This window comes from Arthrobacter sp. TmT3-37 (genome assembly GCF_054510835.1).
The window spans coordinates 1-16,909 of sequence record NZ_JBTNDU010000011.1 but is presented as its reverse complement, the minus strand read 5'-3'; the positions used below and the strand labels follow the sequence as shown (position 1 = coordinate 16,909).

Here is a 16,909-nt window from a genome sequence, read left to right as displayed (position 1 = left end):
CGGTTCTCCGACCGCACCCCTCGCGTCAGCGTGCCCTCCTGCACGCCGCCCTGTTCCCGAAAGGCCCACCCGATGCTTCCAGCTCCCGTCAGCACCATCGCCCCGTCCACCGCGACGGGCCGCCCGATCCGGTGGGGCGTCGTCGCCACCGGCTCCATCGCCGCCCGCGTGGTGCAGGACCTCGCCCTGCTCGACGACGCCGTCCTGCACGCCGTGAGTTCCCGCAGCGAGGCCTCCGCCCGGGCCTTCGCGCTGCGCTTCGGCTTCACCACCTCCTACTGGGACGCGGCCGGCGCCGCCGGCTACGATCGGCTCCTCGCGGACCCCGCCGTCGACGTGGTCTACATCGCCACACCGCACACCCAGCACCACGCCGTCGCCCTCGCCGCGCTCCACGCCGGCAAGAACGTGCTGTGCGAGAAGCCCATCACCATGGACGCAGAGCAGGCCCGCGAACTCGCCGACCTCGCGCGGGAGCGCGGCCTGTTCCTCATGGAGGCGGTCTGGACCCGCTTCCTGCCCAGCTTCCGTCGCGCCCTGCAGATCGTGCGGTCCGGCGAGATCGGCACGGTGCGCTGGCTCCAGGCGGACCTCTGCTTCACCGCGCCGGTCGATCCGGCGTCCCGGCTCTGGGACCCGGCGGCCGGCGGCGGTGCCCTGCTCGACCTCGCCGTGTACCCGCTCACCTGGGCGCTCGGGGCGCTCGGCGAACCCGGTGCCGTCGCCGCCCGCGGCACCCTCACCCCCGAGGGCGTGGACCTCCAGAACGCACTGACCCTGACGTACGACGACGGTGCGCACGCCCAGCTGACGACGTCGATCGGGGCCGAGAGCCCCAGCGTGGTCACGATCAGCGGGACGGAGGGCTGGTTGCGCTCGTCCACCCCCCTGTTCAACCCGGGAGAGCTCGTCGTCCAGCCCCGGCGGGGCACCCTCCGCACGGAGCGCTTCGAGGTCTTCGGCAGCGGCTTCGTCTACGAGCTGCGCGAGGTGACGCGCTGCCTGCAGGCCGGGCTGACCGAGAGCCCCTTCATGACGACCGCCGAGTCCGTGCGGATGATGGAGGTACTCGACGAGGCCCGCCGCCAGATCGGCCTGCGCTATCCGAGCGATGCCGACCTGGCAGCGGGAGTACCCGCCTGAGGACCGGTTCCCGACCGGCGGCGTGCACCGGCCCGGGTCCGGACCGGTGCACGGCGTAACGCTGCCGAAACCCGACGGGAGTAGCCTTGGGGGCATGCGCGAACTCCAGGCACAGATCATCGAGGAAATGGGCGTCAGGCCCACCATCGACCCGGCCGCGGAGGTCCGCAGCCGGGTCGCCTTCCTGAAGGACTACGTCAGGTCGACCGGCACCCGCGGGTTCGTCCTCGGCATCAGCGGCGGACTCGATTCGACCCTCGCCGGCAAGCTGGCCCAGCTCGCCGTCGACGAGCTGCGGTCCGAGGGCGTCGACGCCGATTTCCTCGCGGTGCGCCTGCCCTACAACGTCCAGCAGGACGAGGCCGACGCCCAGGCGGCCCTCGACTTCATCCAGCCCCGCACGTCCCGGGTGTTCAACGTGGCCCCCGCCGTCGACGGCATCCAGCAGGAGTACGCGCAGACCACCGGCGAGCGCATCTCGGACTTCACCAAGGGCAACACGAAGGCCCGCGCCCGCATGGTCGCCCAGTACGCGATGGCCGGCCAGCACAACCTGCTCGTGGTCGGCACGGACCACGGCGCGGAATCCGTCACCGGGTTCTTCACGAAGTTCGGTGACGGCGGCGCGGACATCCTGCCTCTCTTCGGCCTCAACAAGCGCCAGAACCGCGCCCTCCTCAAGGAGCTCGGCGCGCCTGCGGCACTGTACGACAAGATCCCGACGGCGGATCTCCTCGACGACCTCCCCGGGCGGGCCGACGAGCACGAACTCGGCCTCACCTACGAGCAGATCGACGACTACCTCGAGGGGCGCGAGGTCGATCCCGACGCCGCGAAGTCGATCGAGCACCGCTACTGGATCACACGGCACAAGCGCACGGTGCCCGTGACCATCTTCGATTCGTGGTGGCGGGAGTAAACACCGCCGTTGGTAACGTAGGGTCCGTGAAGATCGCCACCTGGAACGTCAATTCCCTCCGTGCCCGCGCAGACCGCGTCGAAGCCTGGCTGAACAGGTCCGACGTCGACGTCCTGGCCATCCAGGAGACCAAGTGCAAGGACGACAACTTCCCCTGGGAGCTGTTCGAGAACAGCGGCTTCGAGGTGGCGCACTTCGGCCTCAGCCAGTGGAACGGCGTCGCCATCGCCTCGCGCGTGGGACTCGACGACGTCGAGCGCACCTTCCCCGACCAGCCGACCTTCGGCAAGCCGGGCACCGAGGCGGTCCAGGAGGCACGCGCCATCGCCGCGACGTGTGGCGGAGTACGCGTGTGGAGCCTGTACGTGCCGAACGGACGGGCGCTGGACGACCCGCACATGCCCTACAAGATCGACTGGCTGGACACCCTCCGGAACCATGCACAGCGCTGGATCACCGAGGACCCGCAGGCCCAGATCGCCCTGATGGGTGACTGGAACATCGCCCCGCGGGACGAGGACGTCTGGGACATCGACCTCTTCGTCGACGGCGGCTACACCCATGTCAGCCCGCCCGAGCGCGCTGCCTTCCAGTCCTTCCTCGACTCCGGCTTCGCCGACCTCGCCCGCCCGTACACGCCCGGGCCCGGTCTCTACACCTACTGGGACTACAAGCAGCTGCGGTTCCCCAAGAAGGAAGGCATGCGCATCGACTTCGTCCTCGGCTCCCCCGCCCTGGCAGCGCGCGCCTCCAACGCCTTCGTGGACCGCGAGGAGCGCAAGGGCAAGGGTGCCTCCGACCATGCTCCCGTCATCGTGGAACTCGACGGAGCGTGAGCCCCATGGGCGGTGCCCGACCGTTCCCGTACGTCTCGTACCTCCGCGTCTACGAACCGCTCGACGCCTTCTCCGACGCCCAGCAGCTGGCCATCCTGGAACAGCGGGCGCGCGAGCGGGACCTCACCGAGTCGATCGAGCACGAGCAGTCCCTGCGGCGCATCATGCGCAGCGTGTCGGACCCGTTCCCGCACCACGAGGCGGACCTCGTCCGGGTGACCCACTTCCCGAGCCTGAACGGCACGACGGCCCCCTACTACTGCCCCAACCAGCTCGCCGTCCGGACCACACTCGCCGCGGAGTCACTCGACCAGAGCCTGCGCGGCCCGCTGATCGACGTCCTCGTTCCCGACGTCGCACGCGAAGCGCACCAGGCGAGGCTGGACCCCGACACGTTCGCCGATTCCGTGGCGAAGCTCCATACCCGCTCGGCGACGTGGGGCGTGCCCTTCGCCTGGTTCGCGCTGATCCACGAGGACGACCTCACGGAGGTCGTCGAGGACGACGGTCGCGTCACCACGGTGCGGATCACGGCGAGGATCGGCGACTGCATCGACCGCGGACGCCGTTCGGTGGCGCAGCTCGCCATCGGGGCTCCGGAGATGGACCTGCTCGATGAACTCACGGAGATCGTCGAGTGGCTCGAGGTGTTCCGGCGCGACGCCGTGGTGGAGGTGGACTACGGACCCGTGGCCGACCGCGTGTTCCCGGACGATTCGCCGATGGATGTCCGCCTGGGCATCGAGAGCCTCGCCGAGGCGGACATGATGGGTGCCGCTGCGTCCTACCGGCGGCTCGCGTCCCGCTGGATCCCGATCCGGCAGCTCGCCCGCGCGTCCTGAGGACGCGGGGCGCTCAGGACGGGGCCGGCCCCGTCGACTGCCGGACGACCAGTGCGTGCGGCCGGGACGGCGGGTCGTCCGCCAGTTCGTTGCGCATCAGCTCCCCGAGCAGGAGATCGGCCGCGTAGGCGCCCTGTCCCGCGGGGTCCTGCCGGATTGTGGTCAGGCCCATCGGCTCGGCGAACTCGTGGTCGTCGATGCCGATGACCGACAGGTCGCGGGGCACGTCGATGCCCAGCTCGGCAGCCGCCGTCAGCACGCCGAACGCCATCTCGTCGGAGGAGCAGAACACCGCCGTCGGGCGGTCCCGGGGATCGGCGAGCATCGCCAGGGCCGACGCGCGCGAGGTGACGAACCGGAAGTCGCCGAAGGCCGTCCAGTCCTCCCGCACCGTCAGCCCGTGGTCGGTCATGGCGTCCCGGAAGGCCTGCTCCCTGAGTCGCGGCACCTCGAAGTCGATGTCGAAGGACCCCCCGCCGCGCATGTGGGCGATCCGCGTGTGGCCGAGCCCGATCAGGTGCTCCACGGCGTCGCGGGCAGCCTGTGCGTCGTCGATCCCGACGTGGCGTACGCCCTCGACCGCACCGCCGATCACGAGGTTCGGGTACTCCAGCTGCTGGACCGCCTTCCGCTCCTCCGGCGTCAGGTGCATGGACATGACGAGCAGGGCGTCGATGCGCCGTCGCAGGATGGAGCGGTGGAACACGCGGTCGCGGTTCACCCCGTCCCCGCCGAGGCTGAACAGCACGAGGTCGTAGCCGGCCGCGCGCAACCGTCGGTCGATGCCCTCGAGGACGGCCGAGAAGAACCAGCGGTCGATCACCGGGACCAGGACGCCCATCGCCATCGTGCGTCCGGACGCGAGTCCGGACGCCGACGACGACGGCACGTACCCCAGCTCCTTCGCCGTGGAGTTGACCCGCGCGCGCGTCTCCTCGGCCACTCCCGGCAGCCCGCGCAGTGCGCGGGACACCGTGGCCGTGGAGACGCCGAGGGACGCCGCGACGTCGTCGATGCTGGTCATGAGCTCAGCCCTTGAGGCCGCCGGCGAGGAGGCCGCGCACGAAGTAGCGCTGGAGCCCGAAGAACACCGCGAGCGGGACGATGATGGACACGAAGGCGCCCGCCGTCAGCCGCTGCCACTCACCCCCGCGGGAGCCCTGGATCTCGGCCAGGCGCTGGGTGATCGGTGCGACGTCCGCCCCGCCGCCGGAGAAGACGAGCGCGACGAGGAGGTCGTTCCACAGCCAGAGGAACTGGAAGATCCCGAAGGAGGCCAGCGCCGGCGTTGCCAGCGGGACGATGATGCGCCAGAAGATGGTGCTGTGACCGGCCCCGTCCACGCGCGCCGCCTCGATGACCTCACCGGGAATCTCCGCGATGAAGTTGTGCAGGAGGAAGATGGCCAGGGGCAGCCCGAAGATGGTGTGGGCCACCCAGAGCTGTGCGTAGGTGCCGCTCGGCAGCAGCTGGAACTCGCCGAACTTCAGGACCTGCGTGAAGAGCTGGAGCAGCGGGATCAGCGCCATCTGGAGGGGGACGATCTGCAGGGCGAAGACGAAGATGAACAGGCCGTCCTTCCCCCTGAACCGGCCCCAGGCGAACATGTAGGCCGCCATGGCGCCCAGGACCAGCGTGAAGACGGTACCGGGGATCACGATCGCCAGGGAGTTCACGAAGTAGGAGAGCAGGTTCGGCGACTGGCTGCCCCCGGGGCTGAGGACGTCGGCGTAGTTCTCCAGGGTGAACTGGCGGTCGAGGATGGCGTTCCACCAGCCGTTGCCCTTGATGTTGTCCTCGGGGCGGAAGGACGAGATCAGGAGCCCGAAGGTGGGGACGGTCCAGATCACGGCGATGATGATCGCGGCAGCGGTCGCCCCGCGCGACGTCAGCCGCTGCCGGACGCGCTTCTGCATGGTCGGTGTGCCGGCGCTGGCGTCGTCCTTGACGTCCGGCAGGAGCTCTTTGTCGTTGTGCAGGGGCACGGTGCTCATCGGATCTCCTTCTGCTTGCGGAGCAGCCGGGCGTTGTAGACCACCACGGGCAGCACCATCAGGAACAGGACCAGGGCCAGCGCGGCGCCCCGTCCGGGCTCACCCGCCCTGAACGCCTGGGTGTACATCTCGTTGGCGACCACCGACGTCTCGTACTGGCCTGCGGTCATGGTCCGGACGATGTCGAAGACCTTGAGCGTCCCGATCGTGATCGTCGTGATCACGACGATCAGGGAGCCACGGATCGTGGGGATGGTGACGTTGCGGAACTGCTGCCACGCACTGGCGCCGTCGAGCCTCGCCGCCTCGACGATCTCCGTGGGGATGCCCTTGATCGCGGCGGACAGGACCACCATCGCGAAACCGGTCTGGATCCAGATCATGACGGCGATCAGGAAGAACGTGTTCTCCGGGGCGTCGAGCAGGAACTGCTTGGGTTCCTGGCCCAGCCACACGAGGATCTGGTTCAGGAGCCCGATCTGGTCCTGCTCGGCGCCCTTGTAGGCGTAGACGAAGCGCCAGATCACGCCGGCTCCGACGAAGGAGATGGCCATGGGCATGAAGACCAGGGCCTTCAGCGCCTTCTCGCCCCTGGCGCGGTCGATGAACACCGCGTAGGCCAGGCCGATCGAGGACGCGAGCAACGGGACGAGGACCACCCAGATCAGGGTGTTCCTCAGGGTCACCAGGGCCTCGGGCTGCGTGAACATCCACACGAAGTTGTCCAGTCCGACGAACTCCCCGTTGCGGTCCGTGAAGGAGAGGTACGAGGTCTGGAGTGCCGGGAAGACGAGCCCGACGGCCAGCAGGATCAGGGCCGGTGCCAGGAACCCTGCGACCTGGAGCTTCTCGCGTCCGGACTTCGGAGCCCGGTCCACGACCAGCATGATGAGGCCGATGATGGCCGCGAAGATGGCGAGTCCCACCACCACCTGTAAACCTTTGTCAGCGAAATCTTCCACAGCCCAGCCTCCTTGGTGCGCGTGATGAAAGTGATCTTGGGAAAGTGCGGCCGGGCAGGCTCCACCGCCCGGAGCGGTGGAGCCTGAGCAACCGGCGACGGCCTGCACCGGCACCTTCTCGGGTGCCGGCGCCGGCCGTCAGCGCATCAGGACGCCGGCCAGCTGTCCTCGACGGACTGCGTCACTTCCTCCGTGGAGGAACCGTTGATCCAGTTCACGATGCCGCTCCAGAAGGAGTTGGATCCGACGGCGCCGGGCATGATGTCGGAGGCGTCGAAGCGGAACACCGTGTTGGGGTCCTGCAGCAGTTCGATCGACTGGCGGTCGAGGTCCGATCCTGCGAGCTCGGGGTCGAGCCCCTTGTTGGCACTGATCGCTCCGCCCTGGGATACCCGGGCGTTGGCGAACTCGGCGCTCGCCATGAAGGACTGCAGGGCGACGACCTCGGGGCGATCCGCGTAGGCGCCCACCATCTCGCCACCACCGGTGATCGCCGTACCCGCGGCAGGATCGACGGGAGGGGTCATGAAGGCCCAGACGTCACCGTCTTCGGCGACCTCGGTGTCCTCGGGCCAGTTGGCCGCCTGGAAGGAGGCCTGGTGGTGCATGGCGCACTGGCCGTCGAGGACGGGCTGGCCGGCCTCTGCGAACGCGGTCGAGAGGATGGAGCGCGAGTCGCCGAAGCCACCGTTGACGTAGTCGTCGTTCTTGAGGATGTCACCGACGCGGTCGAAGGACTCGACGATCCGGGGATCGTCGAACGGGATCTCGTGGGTCACCCACTGGTCGTAGACCTCGGGGCCGTGGTCGCGGAGCACCGCGTCCTCGATCCAGTCGGTTCCCGGCCAGCCGGTCGCCTCGCCGGACTCGAAGCCTGCGCACCAGGCCTTCATCTCCTCTTCCTCGCCGGCGATCTTCTCCGTCAGCTCCGTCATCTCGTCCCACGTGGTCGGGACTTCCCAGCCCTTCTCCTCGAAGGTCGCGGGGACGTACCAGACGTAGCCCTTGACGTTCGCGAGCATCGGCGCGGCGTAGAAGGTGCCGTCCACGGTGCCGTACTTCTTCCAGTCGGGGGACCAGCCCTCGTCGACGAGGTCCGAGACGGCCTGCGGGGCGGGCTTCAGGTTCTCCGCCTGCGAGGCGAGCAGGCCCGGCTGCGGGAAGATCGCGAGGTCGGGAGCCGTCCCGCCCTGCGCGCGGACGCCGATCTGGGTCTCGAACTCCTTCGAGCCCTCGTACGCGACCTCGATGCCGGTGCATTCGGAGAAGTCGGCCCAGGAGTTCTCGAGCCTTTCAGCCTCGACGTCGACGATCGTCGAGTAGACGCTGACCTCGGCGTCCTCGAACGTCCCGTAGGACTCGTAGGCGGCGCAGTCCGCGTCGCCCGAACCGGCACTGTCGGATCCTCCGGAACCGCACCCCGCGAGTGCGAAGAGGGAGACGCTGAGTGCTGCCGTGGGCAGCAGATACTTGCGTGAGCGAATATTCGCCATGGAAACAGACTCCTTTGTCTTGCGGTACTCCGTGAACCTGGCTGACAGCCACGAAAGCCGAGCGCCGGGGTTGTGCCGCCTCACTGAATGATGAGAGTCAGCGTAAGCGCTTGCAAAGCGCCCGACAACCCGGCGGGGACCCCACGCGGCTTTGATACGGAATCGTGACCTGGTCCACAGGGTCAGCTGACGCGCTCGGCCCTGGTGAAGCGGACGCGCGCCCCTGAACTGATGCTGATGAGCACGGGGGTCCGGTACCCCGTGACCGCATCCAGGGCCTCGACCAGGCGGGAGACCTCGACCGCGACGGTGTAGGGCGGGACCCCCTTCCTCGGGAACACCCGGACGCGCAGACCCGGGACTCCCCGGAGCTCCCAGGTGCTCACCGAGGCGCCGGCGAGGTCCGGACGCTCGAGCAGCGCGGTCTTGAGCGCCTGCTCGGCGGCCGCCGCGGTGATCGTCACCGATCCCGCGGTTCCGCCGTCGTCCGGACGCGGTGGGGAACCGCCCGGCCCACCGACGGCGGCGAACACCCCGGTCCGCCCCCTCCCCTGTGCGGCGATCCACAGCGCGAGCAGGACGACCAGCGCGAGGAGCACGGCTGCGAGCGCGGCCCACAGCCAGGTGTCCTCCTGCCCCTCGAGCGTGGTCCGGCCGCGGACGCCGTCGATGCCCTCCCCGATGCGCGGAGCGGTGACGCGCCACCAGGAGGCGACGGCGGGAACGGCGAGGAGCGCGAGGCCGAAGGCTCCGGCGGCGAGGGCGAGGAGTCCGACGACGGCGAGCACGAGCCGGTTGAGCACGCGCGGGGTGGTGTTCACTGCCCGATGACCCCCGACTCGGCGACGATGACGGTGATGCGGGGTTCGGGCACCACGCTCGAACGACGGAGGTCGTCGGCGACGGCCACCCGCACGGCATCGGCGTCCACGGGGACACCCGACGTCGGACGGACCTGCACGGTGACGGTCGTCCGGCCCACGGTCACGAGCACCTGCTCGGGAGCCACCCCTGCCGCCATCCGTGCCCTGCGGGCGAGCGAGGACGCCACCACCTCGGCGTCGACGACCACCGCGGCCCGCTCGTTCGGGATGGTGTAGCGGGGTCTCCGGCCGGGCAGCACGGCGAGCAGGAGGAGGAGTGCTCCGAGCACGAGCAGCAGGGCGGATCCGGCGCCGAGCAGGGAGGCGGGTGCTGCACCGGGCAGCGTCCCGACCCATGCTGCTGCGGCCTCGAGGTCCACGAGGAACGGCTCGTCCCCCACCGCTTTCAGCAGCGCCTCGAACAGCAGGACGAGGAGTGCCACGATCAGCAGGACCGCCGTTCCCACCGAGGCGATGGCCCGCGAGGAGTGGAGCTCCCTGCGCACGAGCCGGGCGGTGGATGCAGGTGTCGAGCGGTCCAGCGGATCCGCACTCACAGCACCCTCGCCCCCTTGGCGACGGTGCTGCCGATGACACGGATGTCGACGCGGCTCAGGCGTGCACCGGTGAGCGACTCGACGCGCTCCAGGATCGGTGTGCGGGCCGCCTCCACCCGCGCCCACAGGGGGCCGCCGAACGACTCCACGACGCCGGGATCGTCCAGCACGCGGGCCAGGGGCGGGACGGGCAGTGGTAGAGCCAGGAGGAGGGCGAGCAGGCCGCGGTCGTCGGTGAACGACGCCCGGACCTGCGCGGGCTGCACGCCGAGCACTTCCGCAGCGGCGGCCTGCGCGGTGCTCGTCAGGGCCTGGGTGGTGATGCGGTTGTGTCCACCGGGCGACGCGCGGTGCCGCGGCACCGAGAGAGGAGCCATGGAACGGGTGGTCGCGGCGTGGAGTGGCTCGGTGGTCACGAGGACGAGCGTCGGCCGGACAGGGCGTCGAGGACACCGCGCAGGTCGAGCCTGCCCTCGATGATGCGCCCGAGGACGGCACCGGCGAGGACCAGCACGAGGGTCAGCACGAAACCCCAGAACCCGAAGATGAGGGCGGCGAAAGCCAGGACGGCTCCGGTGGCCATGCCGATGATGGTGGGTGTCACGGCTGCCTCACTCGACCGGTTGCTTCAGCTGGGTGGAACCCGTCGTGCGGACGCGTTCGCCGGTCGTCTCGGCCGGAGGCGGCAGGTGCACGTCGAGGACTTCGACGTTGACCTCGATGACCTCGAGTCCCACCAGATCGGTCAGCGCCTCGTAGACGGCGACCCGGACGGAGTCCGCCAGGGCATTGAGGGCGTAGCCGTAGACGGCGACGAGGCTGATGTCCGCGGCGAGCTGGGTCTGCCCCACCTCCACTTTCACGCCGTGCGCCGGATCGTTCGCGCCGACGGCGTCCCGGATGGCTCCGAGGGCCCGTCCGGCACCGGGCCCCAGGGTGTGGACTCCCGGTACGGCCCGCGCCGCGATGGCTGCGATCTTCACCGCAGCAGCGTCACCGATCACGGTCCGCCCGGCGGGTGCGTCCGGCAGGGCTGACAGCGGCCGCCCTGGAGGTTGCTCGATCATCGACGTCGACCCCTTTCGCTTGTGCCCAGCCTAAGCCACGGCACGGCCTGCGGGGCAGGACGCCCTGCCAGAAGGACCGGCGCCGCCGGCGGGACGCGGTCAGGAGTGGGTGCAGTGCCGGCCGAGCCAGTCCTGCACGGGGACCATGGCACGGCGGAAGGCCTTCTCGTCGAACGTGCCCGACCCCTCCGGCGGGGCCTCGACGGAATAGGCGAGGGTGGTGAAGTCGTCGTGCAGGTCCGCCGGCACCTTCTCCCGCAGGTCGAGGATCTGCTGCTCGAGGGCGACGAGTTCCTCCGGGTCCGAGTTGGAGCGGAGGCTCAACGGCGCGAGCATGGCCGTGGTGACCCCGCCCGCCACGATGACGCAGTGGTCCGACGGGTCCGGGCCCACCGCCGACCCCGTCTCCTCGCCGCCCGCCGCTCCCTCCGCGGATCCGGCCGGATCCGGCTCCTGCGGGGGCATGGAGAGGAGAGTGGGCCCGGGAGACGGGCTGGCCGGCATGGTGAGCATGGTCTCGGCAGGGGCCGTCGCACCCTGGCTGCACCCGGCCAGGGCCATGGCGAGTGCCAGCCCGGGGACCGCATGCAGGAGTCTCACGAAGGCCCTTTCGTCTTGAGGGGTTGCCGGGGGTTCAACGCTTGAAAGCTCCACAAATATCCCGGGTGGTTCCCCTGGGCAACCGCAGGGTGCCCAGGGGGTACCGACCGGTCCGGACGGACCGGGCATGCCGGCCCACCGTTTCCGCTGCCGGCATCCGCCGTGATGCTACGGCTCGAACCCCGGCGTTGGCTGGGAACATCGGGCGCAGAAAAAAACCCCGCGTTCCGTGGGGAACTGCGGGGTTTTCGGCGGTGGCTCCGACCGGCGTCGATCCGGTGACCTTTCGATTTTCAGTCGAACGCTCTACCAACTGAGCTACAGAGCCTTGCGACCATCTTCGCGATGATCACCGTATCCAGCCCGACCGGAATCCCCGAGGGGATCCGGCCGCCTGAGCGACCCTGACGGGACTTGAACCCGCGACCTCCGCCGTGACAGGGCGGCGCGCTAACCAACTGCGCTACAGGGCCTTGCTATCTTTCCTTGCCGTTTTGCAAGAGTTCCAGCCTACCAGCACTTTGCAGTGCGGTTGACCGCCCGTGAGGGCATCTCGTGCGTACCCCCAACGGGATTCGAACCCGTGTCGCCGCCGTGAAAGGGCGGTGTCCTAGGCCACTAGACGATGGGGGCCAGAACCACAGTTCGGGTTCCTGCGACCTTCCGGAGGGCTAGCTTTTCCGGCGGATCATTCCCTGTCGTGGACCTATAAAACTATAGGGGCAGATTCTCGATTACACAAAATCGGCGCCTCGGCGGCGTCACCCGGCTCCTGGGTGCCCGTCCGGGGCGCGGGTGTGCGTTCTGTACGATCGGGTCGTGCCGTTCGAGATCCCACTCACAGAGTTCGAGGAAGCCGTCGACCACGCCATCGACCGGATCCCCGACGACCTCGCCCGCGCCATGGACAACGTGGCCATCCTCGTCGTCGAGGAGTACGAGCCCGGGCCCGGGGAACCTGCCGACACGCAACTGCTGGGACTCTACGAGGGAACCCCGCTCACCGAGCGCGATGCGTGGTGGGAGGCGGGGTCGCTGCCGGACCGCATCAGCATCTTCCGCGGACCCCTCATGCGACTCTGCGAATCCCGCGAGGAACTGGTGGAGGAGATCCTGGTGACGGTGGTGCACGAGGTGGCGCACCACTTCGGCATCGACGACGACCGGCTCCACGAACTGGGCTGGGACTGAGGCCCGGCCCTGCCGCGGTCGGCGGTGACGGCCCGTGCGCTACCGGGTCGGCGCGATCATCGGCCCGAACGAGCTCCGGTCCTCGAGTCGCGGGTCCGCCTTGTCGGGGACGATCAGCACCGGACCCCGGGCATGGTGCAGGACGCCCTGGCTCGTGGACCCCATGAGCATGCCCGCGAAGCCGCCGCGGCCCCGCGTGCCGACCACGAGCAGCTCCGACGTGGCCGAGGCCTCGATGAGCACCTCGGCCGGCGGCCCGTCCACGAGGTCCACCCGGATGTCCAGGTCGGGGTAGTGGCTCTGGAGCCAGTCGCGTCCGGCAGCGAGCTGGACGGCGAGGTCGGCATGGAGCGCTTCCCGGTCGACGGGCGCGGGCACCCAGGCGAGGGAGCCGTTGAAGGGAGCGACGGAGCAGACGACCCGGAGGGCGAGCCCCCGCGACCGCGCTTCCTCGGCCGCGGCCAGAGACGCCATGCGAGCCTGTTCGGAACCGTCGACGCCGACCACGACCACGGGTTCCACCACGGCGGGCGGCTTGTCCTTGACGGACTTCCGGCCCAGTTCCGGATGCCCGAGGCGGGCTCCCGTGCAGACCGGGATCACCGCCGTCGGACATTTCGCATGGGCAGGCAGGGCGCTGCTGACGGACCCGAGGAGGCGGCCCACGAAGCCACCGCGCCCGCGGGATCCCACGACCATCAGTTCCGCTTCCTCGGAGAGGTCGAGCAGGACGCCGGCGGCATCACCCGTCTCGATCCGCGGATGCACATCCACCGTGATCCCATCGAGGTGCCCGAGCGAGTCGTCGAGCACGGACTGCGCGCTGGCCCGGATCACGTCGTCGTCCACGGTGGCGTAGCCGGCGTCCATGCTGGAGGCCGCGAAGACCGGGACGGTGTAGGCGGTCACCACGTAGAGCGGAGCCGTGCGGCGCTCGGCCTCCTGGGCGGCCCAGAGCAGGGCGCACGTGCTCTGGTCGGAACCATCGACGCCGACGACTATCCCGTGCTGCGCCAGCCCCTGCGACAAACCCTCTGTGTGCTCGCTGCCCACGGCAGGCCTCCTTCGGTCGCGTGTTCCGCCGCCCGAAGCGGCCGGTCAACCATTTGTAGCGCACCGCAGATCATCGGTCTATCCACGGTCTGAAAAGTTATATAGGCTTCGAAGACCCGTCGCGGAGGTAGGCTTCCAAGCCCTTTTCCCCCCGCGCGAAGTGCTCTTGGATGACCCGTTCGCAGCCAAGAGTCCGTACGGCCCGGAAGAGGCGCCGGGCCGTACGGGACCAATGCTTTCCAGTGGAGGTAACCCGGTGGATTCCTTGCCGCTCGACCCGGTCCGGTCTGCGTCCGCGATGCCCACGCCCGCGGAGCATACGAGCACCGTGGTCATCGGCTCGGGGCTGTCGGGACTCGCCGTCGCGAGCGAGCTGAGCCGCCGCGGCATCGATTCGATCGTCGTCGAGAGCCTCGAATGCTTCGACTCCGGCGCCATGCGGACGGTCATGACGGACTCCGTCTCCCTGTCGGAACGGACCGAACTCATGCGGCTCCTCCGCGGCTACGCGACGGCCCACCAGCTCGATGTCCGGCAGACCACCGTGGCGGAGAACCTCAGCATCATCGGGCATCCGAAGCTCATCAAGGGCCCCGTAGGGCACAAGAAATGGGCGGTGCAGACCGCCGACGGCGTGCTCCTCGCCGACCACGTGGTGCTCACCAAGTACCCCCAGAACGAACTGCGGAAGTTCCTCCGCTCCATGGGCATCGCGATCGGCAGGGACTTCAAGGCGGCCCTGCGCGCGATCGGCCTGCACCTCGTCGGCGTCGGCGAACTGCTGACGCCCACCACCCGGGAGATCGTCCGCCAGGCGAAACTCGTCAGCGACGCCATCGTGGCCCAGGGACCGGCCGCCCTCAACCGGATCGCGCCGCCCCTCGCGGCCATCTCGCCGCTGGGGGCATAGCCCTTCCCTGCTGCGGTCTGCCGGCCGGCCCTATTTGCCGGCGCCGAGCCGCTTGCGTGCCGTGACCGCCAGCGCGACGGCGATCGCCACGAGCGCCGCGATCATCAGGATGATGCTCCAGGGGAAGTCGCTGACGCCGGCCGTCTGCGTCTCGCCGGCCTGGGCCTCCTCCGTGTCCACCGGGCCGGCGGTGCTCACCGAGTCCGGTACCGTCGTCGAACCCTGCAGCGCGCTGAAGCCGAACGTGCCCTCGATGGGATGCGAGTCCGAGCTCACCACGCGCCAGTTGACCGTGTAGCTCCCGGCCGGTGCGCCGGTGCGCAGGGGCTGGGTCGCGGTCCGGTCGACGATCTGCACGGGCCCGTCCGCCCAGTCCACGCCGGACTCGTCGAGGACCTGCACCTGGGCGCCGATCCCCGAGGGCACGTTCGAGAAGGTGAGTTCCAGGCTGGGGGGCAGGACGTCGAGGGTCGCGCCCTCCGCCGGGTCGGTACCGGCCAGTTCGTCGTGCGCGTTCGCTGCGCCGCCGGCACCGAGCAGCATGGCGAGTGCCAGCACGACGGCGGAGACGAGCCCGGCAACCGCAGGGAGGGGACGACGCCCCGGCCGCGGGGTGGCCGGGAGCTGGGCGGGCGGGAGGAGGGAGGCAACCATGCTCCAACCCTACGCGGAGACCCTGAGGGGGCGCTGAGGACCCGGCAGCGCGCCGGCCGGAGGGGCGCGTAACGGACGCAGCCTTCAGGCATGCCCGCGATAGAATGTATCGCGATTGCTCCTCGACCCTTCCGCCCTAGGATCCCCCATGCTCAAAACTGGTTCCGCGCTGGATCGCTACTTCGACATCACGCAGCGGGGGTCGACGTTCTCCCGTGAGATCCGCGGCGGCCTCGCCACCTTCTTCGCCATGAGCTACATCGTGGTGCTGAATCCGCTCATCCTCGCCGGCGCCGACTCCTCGGGCGGCGAGCTCGGCTTCAAACGCGTAGCCGCCGTGACCGCCCTCGTCGCCGGCATCCTGACCATCCTGATGGGCGCCTGGGCCAAGTACCCGTTCGCGCTGGCCACCGGGCTCGGCGTCAACGCGTTCGTGGCGATCACCGTCGCCACCAACCCGGGCCTTACCTGGCCGGACATCATGGGACTCGTCATGCTCGCCGGCCTCACGATGCTCGTCCTGGTGCTGACCGGATTCCGGACGGCCGTCTTCAACGCCGTCCCGGAAAGCCTCAAGACCGCGATCGTCGTGGGAATCGGCCTGTTCATCGCGCTGATCGGCCTGGTCAATGCCGGCTTCGTGCGCCGCGTCCCCGACGTCGCCAACACCACGGTGCCGGTGGGCCTCGGTTTCGGTGGAGTACTGATCGGCTGGCCCACCCTCGTCTTCGTCTTCGGCCTCATCCTGACCATCGCCCTCGTGGTGCGGAAGGTGCGCGGCGCCATCCTGATCGGCGTCCTCGCCGCGACGGTGCTCGCGGTGATCCTCGAAGCCCTGTTCGACGTCGGCGCCAGCGTCTCCCCCGGCCAGGAGCCGAACCCCGCGGGCTGGTCCCTCGTGGTCCCGGAACTGCCCTCCGGCACGTGGATCGGCGTACCCGACCTCAGCCTCGTGGGCAACGTGAGCCTGTTCGGGGCGTTCGGGCACCTCGGCGGCACCGCCGCCATCCTGCTGACCTTCACGATCCTGCTCAGCATCTTCTTCGACGCGATGGGCACCATGGTGGGGCTCGCCAACGAGGCCAAGCTCGTCGACGCCAAGGGCAACATCCCGGGGGTCGATCGCGTGCTCGTGATCGACGCGCTCGGCGCGGTGGCCGGTGGTGCCGGTTCGGTCTCGTCCAACCAGATCTACGTGGAATCGGGTGCGGGTATCGGCGAGGGTGCCCGCACGGGCCTCGCGAACGTGGTCACGGGACTGCTCTTCCTCCTCGCGATGTTCTTCACGCCCCTCATCAGCCTCGTGCCGTTCGAAGCCGTGGCACCCGCGCTCGTGGTGGTCGGCTTCATGATGGTGGCGCAGGTGGGCCGCATCGACTTCGAGGACTGGGGCGTCGCGATCCCGGCGTTCCTGACCTTCACGCTCATGCCGTTCACCTACTCGATCGCGAACGGCCTCGGCGCCGGCTTCATCGCCTTCGTGCTGATCCGCGCCATCCAGGGCCGCGGCCGCGAGGTGCATCCGCTGATGTGGGCCGTGGCCGCGGCCTTCGTGGTCTTCTTCGGCATCGGCCCCATCGAGGAACTCCTCGGCATCTGATCCCAGTGGGCGGTCGGTCGCTCCGGCGTCGGATCCGCCCGGTGATCGGGGCCGATCAGTGGGCAGGTCCGAACCTGCCCGCGCATCGAGCGCTCCGGGTGGGAGGAGCGACGACGGACCGCGCGACGACGGGTGGCGGGGGGGGGGGGGGGGGGGGGGGGGGGGGGGGTTGTTGGGGGGGGGGGGTGTGGGGGGGTGGGGGGGTTTGGCTGGTGGGCGAGTAAC

At 69.6% G+C, this 16,909-nt stretch carries 19 protein-coding genes and 3 tRNA genes; 7 read left to right on the top strand and 15 right to left on the bottom strand.

What is annotated here, in order from left to right:
• Positions 1 to 72 precede the first annotated feature (72 nt).
• From ACX80U_RS13405 to ACX80U_RS13390, 4 genes are all read left to right on the top strand, one after another.
• Positions 73 to 1,143 carry a Gfo/Idh/MocA family oxidoreductase gene (locus tag ACX80U_RS13405; RefSeq protein WP_133080265.1) on the top strand — a complete coding sequence of 357 codons (1,071 nt, stop codon included), beginning with the start codon at positions 73 to 75 and terminating at the stop codon, positions 1,141 to 1,143.
• A gap of 94 nt (positions 1,144 to 1,237) precedes the next feature.
• On the top strand, positions 1,238 to 2,062 hold the full coding sequence (gene nadE, locus ACX80U_RS13400; RefSeq protein ID WP_133080264.1) for an ammonia-dependent NAD(+) synthetase: 825 nt from the start codon (positions 1,238 to 1,240) through the stop codon (positions 2,060 to 2,062).
• 26 nt (positions 2,063 to 2,088) lie between these two features.
• The gene (locus ACX80U_RS13395; protein WP_133080263.1) at positions 2,089 to 2,898 is read left to right on the top strand and encodes an exodeoxyribonuclease III; all 810 of its coding nucleotides are present in this window, start codon (positions 2,089 to 2,091) and stop codon (positions 2,896 to 2,898) included.
• A 5-nt stretch (positions 2,899 to 2,903) separates the two neighbouring features.
• The gene (locus tag ACX80U_RS13390) at positions 2,904 to 3,740 is read left to right on the top strand and encodes a hypothetical protein (RefSeq protein WP_133080262.1); all 837 of its coding nucleotides are present in this window, start codon (positions 2,904 to 2,906) and stop codon (positions 3,738 to 3,740) included.
• A 13-nt stretch (positions 3,741 to 3,753) separates the two neighbouring features.
• Here ACX80U_RS13390 and ACX80U_RS13385 read toward each other — a convergent pair whose 3' ends face one another.
• The 13 genes from ACX80U_RS13385 to ACX80U_RS13325 form a co-directional block, all read right to left on the bottom strand.
• The gene (locus ACX80U_RS13385; RefSeq protein ID WP_459268811.1) at positions 3,754 to 4,764 is read right to left on the bottom strand and encodes a LacI family DNA-binding transcriptional regulator; all 1,011 of its coding nucleotides are present in this window, start codon (positions 4,762 to 4,764) and stop codon (positions 3,754 to 3,756) included.
• 4 nt (positions 4,765 to 4,768) lie between these two features.
• Entirely contained in the window at positions 4,769 to 5,656 is an 888-nt protein-coding gene (locus ACX80U_RS13380; RefSeq protein ID WP_244186274.1) for a carbohydrate ABC transporter permease, read from the bottom strand.
• Between the two features lie 74 nt (positions 5,657 to 5,730).
• Entirely contained in the window at positions 5,731 to 6,696 is a 966-nt protein-coding gene (locus ACX80U_RS13375) for a carbohydrate ABC transporter permease (RefSeq protein WP_133080259.1), read from the bottom strand.
• A 146-nt stretch (positions 6,697 to 6,842) separates the two neighbouring features.
• On the bottom strand, positions 6,843 to 8,189 hold the full coding sequence (locus tag ACX80U_RS13370) for an ABC transporter substrate-binding protein (RefSeq protein WP_208740321.1): 1,347 nt from the start codon (positions 8,187 to 8,189) through the stop codon (positions 6,843 to 6,845).
• Positions 8,190 to 8,371: 182 nt separating this feature from the next.
• Positions 8,372 to 9,010 carry a hypothetical protein gene (locus tag ACX80U_RS13365; RefSeq protein WP_133080258.1) on the bottom strand — a complete coding sequence of 213 codons (639 nt, stop codon included), beginning with the start codon at positions 9,008 to 9,010 and terminating at the stop codon, positions 8,372 to 8,374.
• Positions 9,007 to 9,609 (bottom strand): DUF6286 domain-containing protein, encoded by a 603-nt coding sequence (locus ACX80U_RS13360; RefSeq protein WP_459268810.1) that lies wholly within the window; start codon positions 9,607 to 9,609, stop codon positions 9,007 to 9,009. Before ACX80U_RS13360 ends, ACX80U_RS13365 begins: the two co-directional genes overlap by 4 nt.
• The gene (locus ACX80U_RS13355) at positions 9,606 to 10,025 is read right to left on the bottom strand and encodes a hypothetical protein (RefSeq protein WP_459268809.1); all 420 of its coding nucleotides are present in this window, start codon (positions 10,023 to 10,025) and stop codon (positions 9,606 to 9,608) included. Before ACX80U_RS13355 ends, ACX80U_RS13360 begins: the two co-directional genes overlap by 4 nt.
• A complete protein-coding gene (locus tag ACX80U_RS13350; protein WP_133080256.1) occupies positions 10,022 to 10,213 on the bottom strand; it encodes a DUF2273 domain-containing protein in 192 nt (63 codons plus the stop codon). Before ACX80U_RS13350 ends, ACX80U_RS13355 begins: the two co-directional genes overlap by 4 nt.
• A gap of 7 nt (positions 10,214 to 10,220) precedes the next feature.
• A complete protein-coding gene (locus ACX80U_RS13345) occupies positions 10,221 to 10,676 on the bottom strand; it encodes an Asp23/Gls24 family envelope stress response protein (RefSeq protein ID WP_459268808.1) in 456 nt (151 codons plus the stop codon).
• Between the two features lie 99 nt (positions 10,677 to 10,775).
• Positions 10,776 to 11,276: a hypothetical protein gene (locus tag ACX80U_RS13340; protein WP_459268807.1), complete on the bottom strand. Its 501-nt coding sequence runs from the start codon at positions 11,274 to 11,276 to the stop codon at positions 10,776 to 10,778.
• Positions 11,277 to 11,531: 255 nt separating this feature from the next.
• A tRNA-Phe gene (locus ACX80U_RS13335) sits at positions 11,532 to 11,604 on the bottom strand.
• A 71-nt stretch (positions 11,605 to 11,675) separates the two neighbouring features.
• Positions 11,676 to 11,749, bottom strand: a tRNA-Asp gene (locus ACX80U_RS13330).
• 87 nt (positions 11,750 to 11,836) lie between these two features.
• Positions 11,837 to 11,909: transfer RNA gene (locus tag ACX80U_RS13325), tRNA-Glu, on the bottom strand.
• Positions 11,910 to 12,095: 186 nt separating this feature from the next.
• Between ACX80U_RS13325 and ACX80U_RS13320 the strand changes: the two genes are divergently transcribed.
• Entirely contained in the window at positions 12,096 to 12,467 is a 372-nt protein-coding gene (locus tag ACX80U_RS13320) for a metallopeptidase family protein (RefSeq protein WP_459268806.1), read from the top strand.
• 39 nt (positions 12,468 to 12,506) lie between these two features.
• Here the strand turns inward: ACX80U_RS13320 and ACX80U_RS13315 are convergent, their stop codons facing one another.
• Positions 12,507 to 13,520: a universal stress protein gene (locus ACX80U_RS13315; RefSeq protein WP_133080252.1), complete on the bottom strand. Its 1,014-nt coding sequence runs from the start codon at positions 13,518 to 13,520 to the stop codon at positions 12,507 to 12,509.
• Positions 13,521 to 13,776: 256 nt separating this feature from the next.
• Here ACX80U_RS13315 and ACX80U_RS13310 point away from each other — a divergent pair, with 256 nt between their 5' ends.
• On the top strand, positions 13,777 to 14,430 hold the full coding sequence (locus ACX80U_RS13310) for an FAD-dependent monooxygenase (RefSeq protein WP_244186150.1): 654 nt from the start codon (positions 13,777 to 13,779) through the stop codon (positions 14,428 to 14,430).
• A 30-nt stretch (positions 14,431 to 14,460) separates the two neighbouring features.
• Here the strand turns inward: ACX80U_RS13310 and ACX80U_RS13305 are convergent, their stop codons facing one another.
• On the bottom strand, positions 14,461 to 15,084 hold the full coding sequence (locus ACX80U_RS13305) for a copper resistance CopC family protein (RefSeq protein ID WP_459268805.1): 624 nt from the start codon (positions 15,082 to 15,084) through the stop codon (positions 14,461 to 14,463).
• A 148-nt stretch (positions 15,085 to 15,232) separates the two neighbouring features.
• Here ACX80U_RS13305 and ACX80U_RS13300 point away from each other — a divergent pair, with 148 nt between their 5' ends.
• The gene (locus ACX80U_RS13300; RefSeq protein ID WP_459268804.1) at positions 15,233 to 16,684 is read left to right on the top strand and encodes an NCS2 family permease; all 1,452 of its coding nucleotides are present in this window, start codon (positions 15,233 to 15,235) and stop codon (positions 16,682 to 16,684) included.
• The last annotated feature ends 225 nt before the right edge of the window (positions 16,685 to 16,909 follow it).

Coding starts and splice junctions, on each gene's coding strand:
- ACX80U_RS13405 (WP_133080265.1), top strand. CDS start 73: ATGCTTCCAGCTCCCGTCAGCACCATCGCCCCGTCCACCGCGACGGGC.
- nadE (WP_133080264.1), top strand. CDS start 1,238: ATGCGCGAACTCCAGGCACAGATCATCGAGGAAATGGGCGTCAGGCCC.
- ACX80U_RS13390 (WP_133080262.1), top strand. CDS start 2,904: ATGGGCGGTGCCCGACCGTTCCCGTACGTCTCGTACCTCCGCGTCTAC.
- ACX80U_RS13385 (WP_459268811.1), bottom strand. CDS start 4,764: ATGACCAGCATCGACGACGTCGCGGCGTCCCTCGGCGTCTCCACGGCC.
- ACX80U_RS13380 (WP_244186274.1), bottom strand. CDS start 5,656: ATGCAGAAGCGCGTCCGGCAGCGGCTGACGTCGCGCGGGGCGACCGCT.
- ACX80U_RS13370 (WP_208740321.1), bottom strand. CDS start 8,189: ATGGCGAATATTCGCTCACGCAAGTATCTGCTGCCCACGGCAGCACTC.
- ACX80U_RS13345 (WP_459268808.1), bottom strand. CDS start 10,676: ATGATCGAGCAACCTCCAGGGCGGCCGCTGTCAGCCCTGCCGGACGCA.
- ACX80U_RS13305 (WP_459268805.1), bottom strand. CDS start 15,084: ATGGTTGCCTCCCTCCTCCCGCCCGCCCAGCTCCCGGCCACCCCGCGG.
- ACX80U_RS13300 (WP_459268804.1), top strand. CDS start 15,233: ATGCTCAAAACTGGTTCCGCGCTGGATCGCTACTTCGACATCACGCAG.